This is a genomic window from Leisingera sp. ANG-Vp, from assembly GCF_000813725.1.
GTDB lineage: Bacteria > Pseudomonadota > Alphaproteobacteria > Rhodobacterales > Rhodobacteraceae > Leisingera.
Map to the genome: position 1 here is coordinate 1 of NZ_JWLD01000048.1, position 17,052 is coordinate 17,052.

Here is a 17,052-nt window from a genome sequence, read left to right on the forward strand (position 1 = left end):
CGGCCTTGGTATGGCGGGGGAAGACGTGAGACATGATCAGTTCTCCTTGAGGCGGTGGCCTGCGTCCCGCGCGGCCTGAACGAAGGCGGCAACCGAGGCTGCATTGTCTGCCAGCAGCCCGCCCTCAGGTGTTTCGATGTTATTCTCAAATCCGATTCGCACATCCCCGCCCGCGGCCACCGCGGCCAGCAGGCAGGCGTGCTCATGGCGGCCAAAGGCGCAGACGGTCCAGTTCAGGCGCAAATCTGCCGTTGCGTCACGGAATGCCGTCAGGCCTTCGGGCTGCGCCAGCACCGGCGGAATGTATTTGCCCAGAACAAAGATCGCATCGCGCATGGAGCCCGGCACGGTGCCGTCCTGATACCATCTGCGCAGCTGGGCGATGCAGTCAGGGCCGTAGAGAATGTGCTGCACCTGAGTGCCCGCTTCGGCGCACAGCGCATAGGCGCGCGCGGCCAGCAACGGGTCCCGCGCCATTTCCCGCACTGAGACCGAGGCTGCCGCCGGGCGCAGCGCCTCAAGGCAGGCAAGCTGGGCGGCCGTATCGTAGATGCCTGCGCTCTCTGTTGTGATCTGCACGTCCATGCCCGGCGCGCTTTCCCGCACCGCATCAAGGGCTTCGCGGTAGCGGCCGGCATCCAGCGAATGGCGTCCCGCATCATCGCGCACATGCAGGTGCAGCGCCTGGGCGCCGGCCGCGAAACAGGCAGCCGCCGTTTCTGCGGTCTGTTCCGGTGCCACCGGCAGTTCGGGGTGATCCCCGCGCGTGCGCCGGGCGCCGTTGGGTGCCACCATCAATCCGTATTCCGCCACCGGTCTCCTCCTTTTGCGGCCTGCCCCGCTGCGACTCGCGTCCAGGGTTTGGTACAGCCTGACCCGGCGGCACATCCGCTCTCAAGAAGGCGATTTCAAAACATCTGTTTTATTCCGTTTCATACCAGACAACCTGCCGGAACCGCTCATCTCTGGACTTAAGCAAGCACATGCTCTGGCCCTAACGAATTACACGAAACTGACGTTTCTGGTACATAATACGCCTCAAAGCCCGTGTAGGCTGGCGGGCAGCCTGATTCACTTCCAACGCCGAAAGGACATGTCATGGACGGCACGTTCAACGAAAACGATCTCTCCCGCGTAGTCGAGGCCGACAAGGCCCACATGTGGCACCACCTGTTCCAGCACAAGGCGCTGGAAACCTCTGACCCGCGCATCATTGTCGAGGGCAAAGGCATGCGCGTCTGGGATCAGAACGGCAAGGAATTCCTGGATGCGGTTTCCGGCGGTGTGTGGACCGTCAACGTCGGCTATGGCCGCGAGAGCGTCTGCAAGGCTGTCTACGACCAGCTGATGAAGGTCTGCTACTTCGCCAATTCCGCGGGCTCCATCCCCGGCGCGCTGTTTGCCGAAAAGCTGATCGAGAAGATGCCGGGCATGACCCGCGTCTACTACACAAACTCCGGATCCGAGGCCAACGAGAAGGCCTTCAAGATGGTCCGCCAGATCGCCCACAAGAAATACGGCGGCAAGAAAACCAAGATCCTGTACCGCGACCGCGACTACCACGGCTCCACCCTGGCAACCATGTCGGCGGGCGGCCAGGACGAGCGCAACGCACAGTACGGCCCCTTTGCGCCGGACTTCGTGCGTGTCCCCCACTGCATGGAATACCGCAAGCATGAACTGGGCCTGGAGCACCTGTCCGGCCGCGAGTTCGGCATAGCAGCCGCAGACGCCATTGAGGAAGTGATCCTGCGCGAAGGCCCGGAAACCGTTGGCGCCCTGTGCCTGGAGCCGGTGACCGCAGGCGGCGGCGTGATCGAAGCGCCCGAAGGCTACTGGGAGCGCGTGCAGGAGATCTGCAAGAAGTACGACGTGCTGCTGCACATCGACGAAGTGGTCTGCGGCGTCGGCCGCACCGGCAAATGGTTCGGCTACCAGCAGTACGGCATCAAGCCCGACTTCGTGACCATGGCCAAGGGTGTGGCCTCCGGCTACGCGGCGATTGCCTGCATGGTCACCACCGAAGAAGTCTTTGAGATGTTCAAGGAAGACGCATCGGACCCGATGGGCTACTTCCGTGACATTTCCACCTTCGGCGGCTGCACCGCAGGTCCGGCGGCAGCGCTGGAAAACATGCGCATCATCGAAGACGAGAACCTGCTGGACAACTGCAACGCCATGGGCGAGCGGATGCTGAACAACCTGGCAGCCCTGCAGGAAAAGCACGCCGTGATCGGCGATGTGCGCGGCAAGGGCCTGTTCATCGGCGCCGAGCTGGTGCAGGACCGCGAAACCAAGGAGCCGGTGGACGAGAAACTGGCCCAGCAGGTTGTCGCGGAATGCGGCGCGCAGGGCGTGATCATCGGCGTCACCAACCGCTCGCTGCCGGGCCGCAACAACACCCTGTGCTTCAGCCCGGCGCTGATCGCCACCGCAGACGACATCGACGCGATCTGCGACGCGGTCGACAAAGCGCTGACCAAAGTCTTCGGCTAACAACCTCTCCCTGTTGGACGAAACACTGCGCCCCGGATTTTCCGGGGCGTTTTTCTTTTTTGCATGCCCTGTGCAGGTCACAGAAGCCGAACGCCCACGCCGCCATCCGCGGCCAGGGACGCTCCTGTCACAAAGCTGGAGCGGCCGGACAGAAGAAACAGAGCTGCCTGGGCGATTTCCTCCGGCTCAGCCATCCGTTTCATTGGGTGCAGCCCGGCAATGAAGCTGTGTGTCTCCGGGTCCTCCCCGGCCATTGCCGTTTTGGTGCCGCCTGGCAGCAGCGCATTCACCCGGATACCCTCCGCGGCCAGATCAGACGCAAGCGATTTAACCAGCCCGGCCAGCCCCGCCTTGGAGGCCGCGTAGGCCGCCATGCCCGGCATGCCGCCATTGCTGACCCCGACAAAGGAGCCCGTAAAGACCAGCGATCCGCCGCCCCGCGCACGCAAGGCCGGGATCTGCGCCTTGGCCGAGAAGAACGCTCCGGTCAGGTTGGCGGCTATAACCGCATTCCAATTGTCCGCCTCCATCTGGTCCGCCGGTCCCAGCTCTCCCATCACGCCCGCGTTGTTGAAAGCCCCGTCCAGCCCGTCGAACGCTTCCGCTGCAAGCCCGGTAAGCGCTACCGAATAGGCTTCCTCCGTCACATCCCCGGCGAGGCAGGCCGCCCGGCCGCCGCGGCTGCAGATCTGTGCCGTCAGGCTTTCCAGTTCCGGTTTCCGCCGCGCGCCCAGCACGACATTCGCGCCTTCCGCTGCAAAAAGCTGTGCCGCCGCGGCACCAATGCCGCTGCTTGCGCCGGTTATGATGAATGTTTTGTTCTTTAGTTCCATGTTCAAGGCCTCCAATAGGTTGAATGGCTTGACCTAACAGCCGCTTTTGCCCCGCTTCGACCCGTTTGTTGCGGTTGCAGACGGGGACGTTCCCGTTCCCGCAAGAAACGGGTCAGGGGCTTCAAAAGCCCTGCCCCTCAGCGGCTTGCCGGCGGAAAGAAAGGGCGCCGCGCGCCAGCGCGGCGCCAGGCCCAACGGGAGCGGGGCAATCTCTGATTGCTTCGCGCCGGGCGGGAGTGCTCCGCCACCGCACCCCTGTCCTATCCTCCGGAACAGGAAGCCTGACGGCACGGTGCGGATTACCTCCGGGCTCAGGGCTTTTGGCAAATCTGTCAGCTTCGCCAGCGGGCGGAGTGTTTCCGGCCCGGGTCAGAGCTGCAAATGGATGTGATCGTCATGCCGTGCCGCCCGGCAGCCTTGAAAGCGCAGTTTGCCTGAATGCACTCCCGAACGGTCCTGCAAATGCGGTTCCAGGAACATCTTCTCCACCCGCGCATCCTCTTCCAGCACCTGCAGCAGATAGCGTGTCCGGGCGGCATCAACCTCCAGCTCCCGCCACAAAGGCTGCAGAGCATTCAAATCCCAGCGCAGCGTCAGCCAATTGCCGGGGCAATCCGCCGGCCCTTGTTCAAAGGCAAAGTAGCCGATGGGGGAACGGGTTGCCCCGGGTTCATACCCCTTGGCATCTGTGTAGTAGAAGGCAAGGTCCGCTTTGCGGCCATCGTCATGGGACAGGTGCGGCAACAGCGGGAAGCCGGTAAGGAACGGGAAATTTGCGTCAAGCACTTGGGTGACGGCGCCGGGATACGCTGCATCCACAGCAGCCGCCGTGTCCCGCAGCAGATCTGCCAGTTCAGGCACCACATAGTTCCGGTTCAGCGCGCACTAGAACCAGGACTGCATCTGCAGCGGTCCGCGGTCCCAGCAGCTGAGAGCGACCCGCCCGAATTGCGGTGCGGCCCAGACGGCGGCCAGGCTGAGACCCGCATAGAGAATCAGGAAGGCCAGCAGCCTGCGCCGGAACAGGAGAGCGCCAAGCCAGGCCAGACCGCCCAGCTGCGTAACAAGTGTGAAAAGAACAGCAAGCGCCAGATGGCCAAAGATCTTGAACATGGAGGCACGCTGGCACCGGGCGCAGGCCAGAGCAAGCCGCAGAATCCTCCAAACTGGCCCTAAGTCCAGATTGCACCGCGTTTAAGTCCACCCTAAGGTGGCGCGCATGGCCATTTCAGTCGACACCTTCTTTCTTAACCCGGACGCCCAGGGCACCCTGCAGGCGCAGATCCAGGAGATGATTGCCGAGGGCATTCTCTCGGGCCGGTTCCGGGTCGGAGAGAAACTGCCCTCCTCGCGCAAGCTGGCCGCGCATCTCGGCATCAGCCGGATCACGGTGACGCTGGCCTATACCGAGCTGTTGGCCAATGACTACCTCACCTCGCGCGGGCGGTCTGGCTATTTCGTCTCGGACAATGCGCCGGTGCCGCCCTCCTATACGCCGCAGCAGAAGTCCGGCGATTCCGTGGACTGGGGCAAGGCGCTGGCGCGCAGCTTTACCGGCGGCGACACGCCGCGGAAGCCCGAGGGCTGGCGCGACTACCGCTATCCGTTCATCTATGGCCAGGCCGATGCGTCGCTGTTTGATCACGCCAACTGGCGGCTGTGCGCGCTGCGGGCCTTGGGGCAGAAGGATTTCGCGGCGCTGGCCAATGACTACTTCGACCAGGATGATCCGCTGCTGCTAGAATACATCGCGCGCCACACCCTGCCCCGGCGCGGCATCACGGCGCGGCCCGAGGAGATCCTGATCACGCTGGGCGCCCAGAACGCGCTGTGGATCACCTGCCAATTGCTGCTGAACCGCGGGCGGCGGGCAGCGGTGGAAGATCCCGCCTATTACACTCTGCGCGATCAGGTGGTGCAGACCCGCTGCCAGCTGGACTGCATCCCCGTGGATGAGGGCGGGCTGCCGCCGGAACAGATTTCAGAAGACACCGATGTGATCTTCTGCACCCCCAGCCACCAGAGCCCGACCACCTTCACCATGCCGATGGAACGCCGCAAGGAGCTGCTGCAGCGGGCCAGCGACATCGACGCGGTGATTGTCGAGGACGACTACGAATTCGAAATGTCCTTCCTCGGCGCCCCCTCGCCCTCGCTGAAGTCGCTCGATACCGAGGGACGGGTGATCTACGCCGGCAGTTTCTCCAAATCGCTGTTTCCAGGGCTGCGGCTGGGCTACATGGTCGGCTCGGAGCCTTTCATCCGACAGGCCCGGGCGCTGCGGGCGAGCGTGCTGCGGCATCCGCCGGGCCATGTGCAGCGCACCGTCGCCTATTTCCTGTCGCTGGGGCACTACGACGCCCAGATCCGCCGCACCGCCAAGGTGCTGCACGACCGCCGCGCAGTGATCGAGGATGCAATCCGCAAGCACGGGCTGACAATCGCCGGCGTCGGCAGCTTTGGCGGCTCGGCCCTGTGGATGCAGGCGCCCGAAGGGATTGATGCCACCGCGGTTGCCGAGCGGCTCAAGGAAAAGAGCGTCATCATCGAGCCCGGCGCGCCTTTCTTTGCCGCCGAGCACCGCAAGCAGAATTATTACCGCCTGGGCTATTCCTCGATTCCCGCCACCCGAATCGAGCCCGGACTGGCCTTGCTTGCCAAAGCGCTGAAACAGGGCTGAGCTTCTGAGCCATTCCGCGCATGGCGCGACAAATGATACCAATCGTATCATTTTTAGCATTGCTGGTTTTTATGATGCTGTTATGGGCTGACCGGCTGATGCTTATGTGAAAATCCGGCGGTACTATTTTCATGGATCCGGTTTTGGACCTATCCGGGTTTCAGAACTGGCCCTAACCCGGTCTGCACCTGCCCCCTAAACCAGAGTCAATTCCCGGCAGTGCGCCCGGGGGAATTCCGCGTCTCATTCAGGAGAACCCGCCATGAAAATGACCACCGAAGAAGCCTTCGTCAAAGTCCTGCAGATGCACGGCATCGAGCATGCCTTTGGCATCATCGGCTCGGCAATGATGCCGATCTCGGATATCTTCGAGCCTGCAGGCATCACCTTCTGGGACTGCGCCCACGAAGGCTCCGGCGGCATGATGGCCGACGGCTACACCCGCGCCACCGGCAAGATGTCGATGATGATCGCCCAGAACGGCCCCGGCATCACCAACTTTGTGACCGCCGTCAAAACCGCTTACTGGAACCACACCCCGCTGCTGCTGGTCACCCCGCAGGCCGCGAACAAGACCATGGGTCAGGGCGGCTTCCAGGAAATGGAACAGATGCGCATGTTCGCCGACTGCGTCTGCTACCAGGAAGAAGTGCGCGACCCGTCCCGCATGGCCGAGGTTCTGAACCGCGTGATCATGCAGGCCAAGCGCAACTCCGCACCGGCCCAGATCAACGTGCCGCGCGACTACTTCACCCAGGTTGTCGACATCGACCTGCCGGCCGTTGTTGATTTCGAACGCCCCGCAGGCGGCACCGACGCGGTGAACGAAGCGGCTGAGCTGCTGTCGAACGCGAAATTCCCGGTCATCCTGAACGGTGCCGGCGTTGTTATCGGCGGCGCGATCCCGTCCTCGATGGCCCTGGCCGAGCGCCTGGACGCCCCGGTCTGCGTTGGCTACCAGCACAACGACGCCTTCCCCGGCTCGCACCCGCTGTTCGCTGGCCCGCTGGGCTACAACGGCTCCAAAGCCGGCATGGAACTGATCTCCAAAGCCGACGTCGTTCTGGCCCTGGGCACCCGCCTGAACCCGTTCTCGACCCTGCCGGGCTACGGCATCGACTACTGGCCGACCGACGCGAAAATCATCCAGGTTGACATCAACCCGGACCGCATCGGCCTGACCAAGAAAGTCACCGTGGGTATCGTCGGCGACGCCAAGCAGGTTGCGGACACCATCCTGGGCAAACTGTCCGGCACCGCAGGCGACGAGGGCCGCGACGAGCGCAAGGCGCTGATCGCGCACACCAAATCCTCCTGGGCGCAGGAACTGTCCTCGATGGACAGCGAGCAGGACGATCCCGGCACCACCTGGAACGAGCGTGCCCGCGCAGCCAAGCCTGACTGGCTGTCGCCGCGCCGTGCATGGCGTGCGATCCAGGCCGGCCTGCCGAAAGATGCGATCATCTCCTCCGACATCGGCAACAACTGCGCCATCGGCAACGCCTACCCGTCCTTCGAGGAAGGCCGCAAGTACCTGGCCCCCGGCCTGTTCGGCCCCTGCGGCTACGGCCTGCCGGCGGTTGTCGGTGCGAAAATCGGCTGCCCGGACGTTCCGGTTGTCGGCTTCTCCGGCGACGGCGCCTTTGGCATCGCAGTGACCGAGCTGACCGCAATCGGCCGTGAAGAGTGGCCCGCCGTGACCCAGGTTGTCTTCCGCAACTACCAGTGGGGCGCGGAAAAGCGTAACTCCACCCTGTGGTTCGACGACAACTTTGTCGGCACCGAGCTGGACACCCAGGTGTCTTATGCCGGTATCGCCAATGCTTGCGGCCTGAAAGGTGTGATTGCCCGCACTCAGGAAGAGCTGACCGACGCCCTGCGCCAGGCCTGCGAAGACCAGAAGAAGGGCATCACCACCCTGATCGAAGCAATGATCAACCAGGAACTGGGCGAGCCCTTCCGCCGCGACGCGATGAAGAAGCCGGTTCAGGTTGCAGGCATCAGCAAGGACGACATGCGTCCGCAGAAAGTCTAAGACCATGGAATTGCCCTTTGACCTGTCCACCGGCCAGGGGGCATTTCTGGCCGCCGCGTTATTCGCGGCGGCCCTGATCCGGGGCTTTTCCGGCTTCGGATTCTCCGCGATCTTCATCATTCTGGCGGCTTTGACGACCAATCCTCTGCCGCTGATCCCCGTGGTGTTTTCCTGCGAAATCGCCATGACCGCCTTTCAGGCCCGCGACATCCGCCCGCATATCGACTGGCACCGCGCCTTTGCCCTGCTGGGCGGCGCCGCTGTTGCCACCGTCCCGGCCATCGCCATCATGGCCCGGCTCGGAGAATACGAGGCGCGGCTGGCAATCTCGAGCCTGATCCTGGTGCTAAGCCTGGTGCTGCTGAGCGGCTGGCAAGTGAGCCGCCCCGTCGGGCGCAACGGCACGGCCGGCGTCGGCGCGCTGTCGGGCATTGCCAACAGCGCCGGTGTCGGAGGCCTGGTCACCGCGGCCTTCCTGACTGCGCAGCCGGTTGCTCCGGCAGTGTTCCGCGCCACGATGATCGTGTTTCTGACCGGCATCGACATCATGGCGCTGCCGGTGATGGCCGCTAACGGGCTGGTGGGGCCTGAAACTCTGACCGGCATCCTGCTGGCCTTCCCGATTCTGGGCCTCGGCATCTGGGCCGGGTCCCGCACATTCCAGTTGGTCTCGCAGTCGCTGTTCCGCCGCGCGGTGGTGCTGATGCTGACCGCACTGTCGCTGATCAATATCGCGCGGCTGGCGTTCTGACCGTCCCGCCCTGCCCCGAAACCGCTGCTACAGGACTTCTCCCGTGACCCAGACCTTGTCCCCGCTCGAACTGCTGAAGGCCGAAGCCCCGGCGACCCGCCCCGTTGTTGCGCTGAGCGAGGGCACCGACCCCCGCGTAGTGGCAGGCGCCCTGGCCGCGCATCAGGCGGGCATCGCCGATGTGATTCTGGTCGGCCCGCAGGCTGAAGTCGAAGCCGTGCTGCAAGCCGAGGGCGCCGAAGCCAGCGAAGGCGTCGCGATCCATGATCCAGCCGCTTCGGATCTGACCGCCGGCTTTGCTGCCGAATATTATGAGCTGCGCAAGCACAAGGGCGTGGATGAGGCCAAGGCCCGCGCCGCTGCCGAAACCCCGCTGGTCTATGCCGCGATGCTGGTCCGGCTGGGCCATGCCACCGGCACCGTCGGCGGTGCTGTGCACACCACCGGCGACGTGGTGCGCAGCGCCATCCAGGTGATCGGCATGGCGCCTAATGCGGGCATGGTTTCCTCGTTCTTCCTGATGTACCCGCCGGAAGGCGCGCCTGAGGGCGCCCGCGCGATGCTGTACTCGGACTGCGGACTGGTCATTGACCCCAAGCCTGCCGAGATGGTTTCCATAGCCGCCGCATCGGCGCAATCGGCCAGCGCGCTGTTGCGGGTGGATCCGAAACTGGCCTTCCTCAGCTTTTCTACCAAGGGCAGCGCCAAGCACCCGGCGGTGGACAAGGTGACCGAAGCCCTAAGCCTGTTCCAGGAGGCGCACCCGGAGCTGCCCGCCGACGGCGAGCTGCAGTTCGACGCCGCCTTTGTCCCTTCGGTGGGAGAGCGCAAGTCGCCGGGGTCCAGCGTTGCAGGCCAGGCCAACGTGATGATCTTCCCCAACCTGGACGCCGGCAACATCGGCTACAAGATCACCCAGCGGCTGGGCGGATACTCGGCCATCGGCCCGGTTCTGCAGGGGCTGGCCAAACCCGCAAACGATCTTTCCCGCGGCTGCAGTGCCGAGGATGTGACCCAAATCATCGCTGTCACCATCCTGCAGGCTGCGGAAAACCAGAGACCGGGAAATTGAACAACGGTTCCAAAATTCTGAACCCAACAAGAACACTATTCCCTTTTTGAGGCGATCCGTCTTACGGTCGCCCAAACCACCCAACAGGACCCGCCAATGCTCGTCAGCAGCCAATCCTAAAGAAAGCATCCAAGGTTTCCTGTCATGTCCATCTCAACCACTGTCGCATCGCTGCAAACCGGCGCCCTGAAGGAGAAGCTGAGCCTGCTTCTGCCCGGCATTGCGGTTTCGGCCATTGTCGCCATCACCGCGCAGTTCCTGGCGGAGCATTATGCAACGCCCGCGATGCTGCTGGCGCTGCTTCTGGGGATTGCCGTCAGCTTCCTGGGCGAAGAAGGCAAGACGGTTCCCGGCATTGCGTTCTCGGCCCGGACGCTGCTGCGGCTGGGGGTGGCGCTCTTGGGTGTGCGGGTGTCGATGGTGCTGATGATGGGGCTGGGCTGGGACCTGATTGCCCTGGTGATCGGCGGCGTGGTTGCCACCATCGCCTTCGGCCTCGCGGTAGCGCGGTTCTTTGGCCACAAGTGGCGCTTTGCCTTTCTGACCGCCGGTTCGGTCGCCATCTGCGGCGCTTCGGCGGCAATGGCCATCAGTGCCATCCTGCCCCGCGACGAGCGTTCCGAAGAACGGCTGATCTTTACCGTGATGGGCGTCACAGTGCTGTCGACCGTGGCGATGATCGCCTATCCGATCCTGGTGAACATTCTGGAGCTGAATTCCATCCAGGCCGGCGTGTTCCTGGGCGGCACCATCCATGACGTGGCGCAGGTGGTCGGCGCGGGCTTCTCGATCTCCGAGCAGACCGGCGACACCGCCACTCTGGTCAAGCTGATCCGGGTGGCGATGCTGGCACCGATCGTGCTGGTGGCCTCGCTGATGATCCGCTCCTTTGCCGAACTGCCCAAGGACGGCCAGCGCCCGCCGATCCTGCCGGGCTTCGTAATCGCATTCCTCGTGCTGGCCGGGATCAACTCCTTCGGGGTGATCCCGCCAGCCGTCACCGAATTCCTCAGCCAGTCGTCGCGCTGGCTGCTGCTCACCGCCATCGCGGCAGTGGGGATGAAAACAAACTTGAAACAGGTTCTGGCCGTCGGAGGCGCGGCCATTGCCCTGATCATCGTCGAAACTTTGTTCATTGCCGGGCTGATCCTGGCAGGGATCGAACTATTGACCTGATCGGGGGACCAGAAGGGAGGCCAGATGACATTCCAGCAACCCCGGGTGGAGACTTCACCCCCCGTATCCGACGAGGTGCGGAAAACAACCTGCTACATGTGCGCGTGCCGCTGCGGCATCAACGTGCACATGAAGGACGGCAAGGTTGCCTATATCGAGGGCAACCGCGACCACCCGGTGAACAAGGGCGTGCTTTGCGCCAAAGGGTCCGCCGGGATCATGCAGGTCAACGCGCCCTCGCGCCTGAAGGCCCCAATGCTGCGCACCGGGCCGCGCGGCTCCGGCCAGTTCAAGGAAATCACCTGGGACGAGGCACTGGCCATTGCCGTGGGCTGGCTGGAACCTGTCCGCCACGAGGCGCCCGAGCAGCTGGCCTTCTTCACCGGCCGCGACCAATCGCAAAGCTTCACCAGTTTCTGGGCGCAAAGCTATGGCACGCCGAACTATGCGGCGCACGGCGGCTTCTGTTCGGTCAACATGGCGACTGCAGGCATCTACACCATGGGCGGTGCCTTCTGGGAATTCGGCCAGCCCGACTGGGACCACACCAAGCTGTTCCTGCTGTTCGGCGTCGCTGAGGACCACGATTCCAACCCGATCAAGATGGGCATCGGCAAGATCAAGAAGCGCGGCGCGCGGGTGATCGGCGTCAATCCGATCCGTTCGGGCTACAACGCTGTTGCGGACGACTGGGTCGGCATCACCCCGGGCACCGACGGTCTGTTCATCCTGTCGATGATCCACGTGCTGATGAAGGCCGGCAAGATCGACCTCGACTACCTCAGCCGCTACACCAACGCACCGGTTCTGGTGAACGCATCGGAAGGGCCTGAAAAGGGCCTGCTGATGCGTGACGCGGACGGCAAGATGCTGGTCATCGACCGCAACACCGGCAAGCTGACCCCGTTCGACCAGCCCGGCGTGCGCCCGGACCTGTCGGCGGTCTACGAGAAAGACGGCGTTACCCACCGCCCGGTCTTCCACCAGATGGCCGAACGCTATCTGGCCGATGAATACGCGCCCGAAGCGGTTGCGGACAAATGCGGCATCCCGGCCAAGCGCATCCGCGCCATTGCGGGCGAACTGGCCCGCGTCGCCTTTGACGAGGCGTTTGAGCTCGATCACGAGTGGACCGACTTCCGCGGCGAGAAGCACACCAAGATGGTGGGCCGGCCGGTTGCCATGCACTCGATGCGCGGCGTCTCGGCGCATGCCAACGGCTTCCAGACCTGCCGCGCGCTGCATGTGCTGCAGATCCTCTTGGGCACGGTCGAGGTTCCCGGCGGCTTCCGCTTCAAACCGCCCTACCCCAAGCCGGTCGAGGCGCACCCGACCCCGCACTGCAAGGCGACGCCCGACACCCCGCTGGACGGCCCGCACCTGGGTTTTGTGCGCGGGCCGGAGCATCTGGCGCTGAAAGAAGACGGCAGCCCGGCGCGGATCGACAAGGCCTTCACCTGGGAAAACCCGATGTCGGCCCACGGCCTGATGCATATGGTGATTTCCAACGCCCATGCGGGCGATCCCTACAAGATCGACACGCTGTTCATGTATATGGCCAACATGTCGTGGAACTCCTCCATGAACACCAAGGGTGTGATGGAGATGCTGACCGACAAGGATGAGAACGGCGACTACAAGATCCCGCATATCATCTACTCGGACGCCTACAGCTCCGAAATGGTGGCCTTTGCCGACCTGATCCTGCCGGACACCACCTATCTGGAGCGTCATGACTGCATCTCGCTGCTGGACCGTCCGATCTGCGAGGCAGAGGCGGCGGCGGACGCAATCCGCTGGCCGGTGATCGAGCCGGACCGCGACGTGCGCGGCTTCCAGACGGTGCTGATCCAGCTGGCCAACCGGATGAAGCTGCCCGGCTTCACCAACGAGGACCGCACCGCCAAGTGGAAGGACTACGCCGACTACATCGTCAACCACGAGCGCAAGCCGGGCATCGGCCCGCTGGCAGGTTTCCGCGGCGAGAACGGCGACAAGGAAGGCCGGGGCGAAGTGAACCCCGACCAGCTGAACCGCTATATCGAAAACGGCGGCTTCTACGTCGCGCATATCCCCGAGGGCGCGGATTACTACAAACCCTGGAACACCGCCTATCAGGACTGGGCGGTGGGCATGGGTATCTATGACAGCCCGCAGCCCTATCTGTTCCAGCTTTACGTGGAGCCGATGCGCAAGTTCCAGCTGGCGGCTGAAGGCCACGGCGAACGCCAGCCGCCGGAGCATCTGCGCCAGCGGGTGAAGGACGTGATGGATCCGCTGCCGATCTGGTATGAGACCGACCAGCAAGGCAACGAGGGTTTCACCGTCAACGCGCTCACTCAGCGTCCGATGGCGATGTACCACTCCTGGGGCACCCAGAACGCCTGGCTGCGCCAGCTGCACGGCCGCAACCCGCTTTATGTCCCGACCAAACTGATGCGCGAGCACGGGCTGCAGGACGGCGACTGGGCCAAGGTCTCCTCGCCGCACGGGGAGATCACCGTGCCGGTGATGGAGATGGCGGCGCTCAACGACAACACCGTCTGGACCTGGAACGCTATCGGCAAGCGCAAGGGCGCCTGGGCGCTGGAGGAGGATGCACCGGAGGCCACCAAGGGCTTCCTGCTCAACCACCTGATCCACGAGCTGCTGCCCGCCAAGGGCGACGGCATGCGGTGGGCCAACTCGGACCCGATCACCGGTCAGGCGGCCTGGTTCGACCTCAAAGTCAAAATCGAAAAGGCCGCCGCGCCATCTGACCTGCAGGAAAGCCAGCCGGCCTTCCCGGCGCAGGAATCCCCGGTCGGCACCGGCCCGAAAGAACTGAAGTGGAAAGTAGGCAAATGACCGAGCTACCCAACTCCACAGACCGCAAGATGGGTCTGGTCATCGACCTGGACACCTGCGTTGGCTGCCATGCCTGTGTGATCTCCTGCAAAGGCTGGAACACGGAAAACTACGGAGCGCCGCTGTCGGACCAGAACCCCTATGGCAGCGACCCGTCGGGCACTTTCCTGAACCGGGTGCACTCCTATGAGGTGCAGCCGGAACAGGGCCATGCCCAGCTGATCCACTTCCCCAAATCCTGCCTGCACTGCGAGGACGCGCCTTGTGTCACCGTCTGCCCCACCGGCGCCAGCTACAAGCGTTCGGAAGACGGCATCGTGCTGGTGAACGAAGACCATTGCATCGGCTGCGGCCTGTGCGCCTGGTCCTGCCCTTACGGCGCGCGGGAGCTGGATCTGGCCGAGGGCGTGATGAAAAAATGCACCCTCTGCGTTGACCGGATCTATAACGAGAACCTGCCGGAGGTGGACCGCATCCCCTCCTGTGTGCGGACCTGCCCCGCAGGTGCCCGCCATTTCGGCGATCTGGGTGATCCGGACAGCGATGTCTCCAAACTGGTGGCAGAACGCGGCGGCATGGACCTGATGCCGGAAATGGGCACCAAACCGGTGAACAAATACCTGCCGCCCCGTCCCAAGGACACGATCGAAGAGGAAATCGACATCCTCGCGCCGCTGCTGGCGCCGGTTGCTGAGGAGCCGCAGGGCTTCATGGGCTGGCTGGACAAGGCTCTCGACAAACTTCCGGGAGGAGCGAACTGATGCATCCCGCACCCTCAGTCATCATCTTTACCACCCTGTCGGGTCTGGGCTTTGGCCTGCTGTTCTTCCTCGGGCTTGGCCAGCCGGCTGTGACCGGCACAGTAGCCTTCGTGTTCTACGCCATCGCCTTTGGCCTGGCCTGCGGCGGCCTCCTGGCCTCCACCTTCCACCTGGGCCACCCCGAGCGCGCCTGGCGCGCCCTGACCCAGTGGAAAACCAGCTGGCTCAGCCGTGAGGGCGTCTGCGCCGTTGGCGCCCTGATCGTCATGGGCCTTTACGCGCTTGGTGCGGTTTTCATGGACAGCCAGTGGACCCTTCTGGGCTGGATCGGTGCCGCGCTCAGCCTCGCCACAGTCTTCACCACCTCGATGATCTACACCCAGCTGAAGACCATCCCGCGCTGGAATATGGAGCTGACGCCCGCGGTGTTCCTCTCCTTCAGCCTGGCGGGCGGTGCGCTGCTGGCCGGTGCCGAGGCCGTGGCCCCCTGGCTCTTGGCCATCGCAGGTGCGGTGCAGCTGGCCTATTGGGCCAAGGGCGACAAGGCGCTGGAAGCCTCCGGCACCAACCTGGGCACCGCCACCGGCCTGGGTGATCGCGGCGCGGTGCGGGCATTTGAGCCGCCGCACACCGGATCCAACTACCTCTTGCGCGAGTTTGTGCATGTGGTGGGCCGCAAGCACGCGCAGAAGCTGCGGATGATCGCCTTTGTGCTGGGCTTTGCGCTGCCGCTCCTGCTGATCCTGACCCCGGTTCAGGGCGTTGCAATCAAACATGTGTTTGCTGCGCTTGCGGTGATCTCGCATCTGGCAGGCGTCGCCACTTCGCGCTGGCTGTTCTTTGCCCAGGCCGAGCATGTGGTCGGCCTCTACTACGGCAAACGCTGATCTTATCCGGGGCGCCCAATGCGGCGCCCCGGACTTTTTTCCGGATTTTTCTTCCGGCCCTGTCACAAACCGCCCGGCTGCCTCGTCCTGTTCCTGAACCCCTTAGAAAGGAACAGACAGATGACCCCGCGCCTTGACTACTTTTCCATCGCCTCCGACCTGTTTCAGCCGATGCTGGAGCAGGAAAAACTGTTCAAGGAGAGCACTCTGGAGCACAGCCTGGTCGAGCTGGTGAAACTGCGCGCCTCGCAGATCAACGGCTGCGCCTATTGCATCCACATGCACAGCCATGACCTGCGCGCCTATGGCGAAAGCGAAGACCGGATGCATCTGCTGAACGCCTGGCGCGAGTCGCCGCTGTATTCGGACCGGGAACGCGCCGCCCTGGCCTGGTGCGAGGCGCTGACCCGGATTGAAACCACCGCAGCGCCGGATGCGGATTATGCTGCGGTTCAGCAGCATTTCGAGCCGCGCGAGCAGGTGGCGCTGACCTTGCTGATCTCGGCAATCAACGCCTGGAACCGGATTGCAATCGGCTTCCGCACCCCGCATCCTGCCGCCCAGGAGGCGAGTGCCGCATGAAGGCTCAGCAGAAAACAAAGGGAACCGATGCGTTCCTGACAGCCCGGCCGCGATTGTTCGCGGCCGCCTACCGGATGCTGGGCACGGTGAGCGATGCCGAGGACATTCTGCAGGATGCGTTCCTGCGCTGGCAGGCAGCCCCGCAATCGCAGGTTCAGGATCCCACCGGCTATTTGATGCGGATCACCACGCGGCTGTGCCTGGATCAGCTGAAGTCGGCCCGGGCCCGGCGCGAGACCTACCCCGGCGAATGGCTGCCCGAACCGGTGCTGACCGAGGACGCCACCGAACTGCTGGACCACGACGTCACCGTGGCCCTGCTGCTGGCACTGGAACGGCTGTCGCCGCTGGAGCGGGCAGCCTTCCTGCTGCATGACATTTTTGACGGCGCTTACGAGGATATCGCCGCCGCGCTGGAGCGCTCGCCCGAGGCCTGCCGCCAATTGGCAGCGCGCGCCCGGCGCAAGGTGCAGCAGCTTCCGCCCAAGGAACTGGAAAGCCCGGAACAGGGCCTGGAGCTGGCCGAGGCGTTCTTTCATGCCTCCCGTACCGGGGACATGGCCTCCCTGACGCGGATGCTGACGCAGGACGTGCAGCTGATCTCGGACGGCGGCGGCAAGGCGATGGCGGCGCTGAACCCGATTTACGGGCGCGACAAGGTGCTGCGCCTGATCGACGGCATTGCGCGCAAATACGGGCAAGGCGATCCGGACCGCTGGCGGACCTGTCGGCTGAACGGCCTGCCGGCCATCCTGCACTGGGCCGAGGACGGTATCCTGCAGGCAACCTCCCTGGAAATCCAGGACGGGCGGGTGTCCCGCATCTATGTGACCCGCAATCCGGACAAGACCGCGCATCTGGCCGAAGCGCTGGCGTAGAGCGGGCGGGAGGGGCCAGCCCCTCTTGCCCCTTCGGGGCAATTCACCCCGGGG

Annotated in this window: 15 protein-coding genes; 11 read left to right on the plus strand and 4 right to left on the minus strand. The window is 64.0% G+C overall.

Features of this window, described 5'->3' with window-relative positions:
* Positions 1-36: 36 nt before the first annotated feature.
* The gene (locus RA20_RS16565; RefSeq protein WP_241482272.1) at positions 37-813 is read right to left on the minus strand and encodes a 3-keto-5-aminohexanoate cleavage protein; all 777 of its coding nucleotides are present in this window, start codon (positions 811-813) and stop codon (positions 37-39) included.
* A 285-nt stretch (positions 814-1,098) separates the two neighbouring features.
* On the opposite strand from RA20_RS16565, the gene RA20_RS16570 reads away from it, so the two are divergent.
* The gene (locus tag RA20_RS16570; RefSeq protein WP_039131191.1) at positions 1,099-2,496 is read left to right on the plus strand and encodes an aminotransferase family protein; all 1,398 of its coding nucleotides are present in this window, start codon (positions 1,099-1,101) and stop codon (positions 2,494-2,496) included.
* A gap of 77 nt (positions 2,497-2,573) precedes the next feature.
* On the opposite strand, the gene RA20_RS16575 is transcribed toward RA20_RS16570, so the two are convergent.
* The 3 genes from RA20_RS16575 to RA20_RS26185 all read right to left on the minus strand — a co-directional run bounded on the left by RA20_RS16575 (position 2,574) and on the right by RA20_RS26185 (position 4,442).
* The gene (locus tag RA20_RS16575; protein WP_039131210.1) at positions 2,574-3,329 is read right to left on the minus strand and encodes an SDR family oxidoreductase; all 756 of its coding nucleotides are present in this window, start codon (positions 3,327-3,329) and stop codon (positions 2,574-2,576) included.
* Between the two features lie 369 nt (positions 3,330-3,698).
* Positions 3,699-4,190, minus strand: a complete 492-nt coding sequence (locus RA20_RS16580) for a hypothetical protein (RefSeq protein ID WP_241482273.1) — start codon at positions 4,188-4,190, stop codon at positions 3,699-3,701.
* Positions 4,191-4,214: 24 nt separating this feature from the next.
* Positions 4,215-4,442, minus strand: a complete 228-nt coding sequence (locus RA20_RS26185; RefSeq protein ID WP_241482274.1) for a hypothetical protein — start codon at positions 4,440-4,442, stop codon at positions 4,215-4,217.
* Between the two features lie 106 nt (positions 4,443-4,548).
* On the opposite strand from RA20_RS26185, the gene pdxR reads away from it, so the two are divergent.
* The 10 genes from pdxR (at position 4,549) to RA20_RS16630 (ending at position 16,998) form a co-directional block, all read left to right on the plus strand.
* Positions 4,549-6,009, plus strand: a complete 1,461-nt coding sequence (pdxR, locus tag RA20_RS16585; protein ID WP_039131193.1) for a MocR-like pyridoxine biosynthesis transcription factor PdxR — start codon at positions 4,549-4,551, stop codon at positions 6,007-6,009.
* A 262-nt stretch (positions 6,010-6,271) separates the two neighbouring features.
* The gene (gene xsc, locus RA20_RS16590; RefSeq protein WP_039131196.1) at positions 6,272-8,044 is read left to right on the plus strand and encodes a sulfoacetaldehyde acetyltransferase; all 1,773 of its coding nucleotides are present in this window, start codon (positions 6,272-6,274) and stop codon (positions 8,042-8,044) included.
* Positions 8,045-8,048: 4 nt separating this feature from the next.
* On the plus strand, positions 8,049-8,795 hold the full coding sequence (locus RA20_RS16595; protein WP_039131197.1) for a TSUP family transporter: 747 nt from the start codon (positions 8,049-8,051) through the stop codon (positions 8,793-8,795).
* A gap of 43 nt (positions 8,796-8,838) precedes the next feature.
* Complete coding sequence (gene pta / locus RA20_RS16600; protein ID WP_039131199.1) at positions 8,839-9,867, plus strand: phosphate acetyltransferase; 1,029 nt, start codon at positions 8,839-8,841, stop codon at positions 9,865-9,867.
* Positions 9,868-10,011: 144 nt separating this feature from the next.
* On the plus strand, positions 10,012-11,043 hold the full coding sequence (locus tag RA20_RS16605) for a YeiH family protein (protein WP_039131200.1): 1,032 nt from the start codon (positions 10,012-10,014) through the stop codon (positions 11,041-11,043).
* A gap of 24 nt (positions 11,044-11,067) precedes the next feature.
* Entirely contained in the window at positions 11,068-13,890 is a 2,823-nt protein-coding gene (locus RA20_RS16610) for a molybdopterin oxidoreductase family protein (protein ID WP_039131202.1), read from the plus strand.
* Positions 13,887-14,651 (plus strand): 4Fe-4S dicluster domain-containing protein, encoded by a 765-nt coding sequence (locus RA20_RS16615; RefSeq protein WP_039131203.1) that lies wholly within the window; start codon positions 13,887-13,889, stop codon positions 14,649-14,651. Before RA20_RS16610 ends, RA20_RS16615 begins: the two co-directional genes overlap by 4 nt.
* Positions 14,651-15,538 carry a dimethyl sulfoxide reductase anchor subunit family protein gene (locus tag RA20_RS16620; RefSeq protein ID WP_039131205.1) on the plus strand — a complete coding sequence of 296 codons (888 nt, stop codon included), beginning with the start codon at positions 14,651-14,653 and terminating at the stop codon, positions 15,536-15,538. The genes RA20_RS16615 and RA20_RS16620 overlap by 1 nt, the downstream gene beginning before the upstream one ends.
* A gap of 120 nt (positions 15,539-15,658) precedes the next feature.
* The gene (locus RA20_RS16625; protein WP_039131206.1) at positions 15,659-16,120 is read left to right on the plus strand and encodes a carboxymuconolactone decarboxylase family protein; all 462 of its coding nucleotides are present in this window, start codon (positions 15,659-15,661) and stop codon (positions 16,118-16,120) included.
* Positions 16,117-16,998, plus strand: a complete 882-nt coding sequence (locus tag RA20_RS16630; protein WP_039131208.1) for a sigma-70 family RNA polymerase sigma factor — start codon at positions 16,117-16,119, stop codon at positions 16,996-16,998. The genes RA20_RS16625 and RA20_RS16630 overlap by 4 nt, the downstream gene beginning before the upstream one ends.
* Positions 16,999-17,052 lie beyond the last annotated feature (54 nt).